The sequence below is a fragment of the Paraburkholderia sp. EG304 genome, from assembly GCF_046543485.1.
In the GTDB taxonomy this organism is placed as follows: domain Bacteria; phylum Pseudomonadota; class Gammaproteobacteria; order Burkholderiales; family Burkholderiaceae; genus Paraburkholderia; species Paraburkholderia youngii.
The window spans coordinates 1-1,326 of the sequence record NZ_JBKGUA010000218.1; the positions used below are offsets into that span (position 1 = coordinate 1).

1 protein-coding gene and 1 pseudogene are annotated in these 1,326 nt (G+C 58.3%); one reads left to right on the forward strand and one right to left on the reverse strand.

The genetic code is table 11. The features are described from left to right. Positions 1–160: 160 nt before the first annotated feature. Positions 161–529, forward strand: a pseudogene (locus tag ACLFKU_RS43450) (transposase); the annotation flags it as partial. Between the two features lie 427 nt (positions 530–956). Here ACLFKU_RS43450 and ACLFKU_RS43455 read toward each other — a convergent pair. Further along, positions 957–1,193, reverse strand: coding sequence for a helix-turn-helix domain-containing protein (locus ACLFKU_RS43455; RefSeq protein ID WP_410853358.1), 237 nt, complete (start codon positions 1,191–1,193; stop codon positions 957–959). Positions 1,194–1,326 lie beyond the last annotated feature (133 nt).

Below are 1,326 nucleotides of genomic sequence, written 5' to 3' on the forward strand. Positions count from 1 at the left end.
CTGCTACGTGGCTCGATTACGCCGATCCTGCGGTGGCTCCAATACGCCGATCATCGAGTGGCCCGATTGCGCCGATCATGCACTGGCTCGATTGCGGCGATCATCCGGTGGCTCGATTACGCCGATCTCGGAATGGCTCGAATATGCCGGTCAGTGACACCAGTTGACAGCGACGGCTATCACCGCGTTTGCGGGCACCGGAACGCAATTCAAGTCCGGTCGCCATCTCGCGGCATGGCTGGGGCTCGTGCCCAGGGAATTCTCCACAGGCGGCAAACAGCGCCTACTTGGTATCACCAAACGTGGAAACTCATATTTGCGCAAGCTGCTGGTGCATGGTGCTCGCACCTGTGTTCTGCATCTGGATCGAACCAAAGATCATCTCGGTGTCTGGCTGAATCAGATGGAAGCGAAAGGAATACACCGCAACAAGCTTATCGTGGCGCTGGCCAAAAAACTCGCGCGCATTGCGTGGGCTGTCCTCACACGACACGGCTCTCTGTATCTGCGACAACCGCAACAGCAATAGGAGACTTTGCGCCCCCTTCCAAGTTTGCTTGCCCGCACCTGATGACGAAACAGCGCAACGGCGCTCGGTAAACCCGGCTCAAAAAAACCGGCCTTTGAGGCCGACGAGCTTATTGGGAACCGGGCGTGCATATCCCATCATGGCCTTGCCGTCAAAAGCGGCTGACTCGCGAGAGGCCGGATACATTTACGCAAACTGCTTCGTTTGAAAGTGCCTGCTCGCAAAGCCGGGGCGGACCATACATTTTTTCGGTACGCCACCTCCGCGCGCAGATACACGAGCTCCTTGAGTAGTTCTTCGCGTGATCGCGCATCGGTAGGTTTCTCTTCAACAGGCAGGTCAGGCCGGGTCTCGGGCATTTTTTTGGACGCCCTCGTCGGCGGGGCATCAGAGCATCTATACCGCCCTCATCATACAGGCGGGCCCATTACGAGACCCTGGCGGGATCGCGGATATCGTACAGAGCAGTGACTTCGCGCAGGGAAAGCCCGTCACGCGACATGCGCCTGAGCACCTTCAGCCTGAAGTGAACGCCGTATTGGCTGCGCTTAGGGCAAAGAGCTGCGTAGCCGTGCAAACGATAGGCATCAACCCAGCGGCGAAGCATCGAGTAGTCGATCCCGTGGCGGGCTGCCAGTACTGGCAGCCCAATTCCCCCGCGCAAATACGTTTTAAGGCAACGCTGAACAAGCCGTTGTATTCATCGTGTCGGGCGCAAACAGAGGCAGATTCATCGTGAGTGAAGCTTTGCGGCTGCATTTCCTGCCCACCAGGGCGTTGCGCACGGGCCTGCGGCC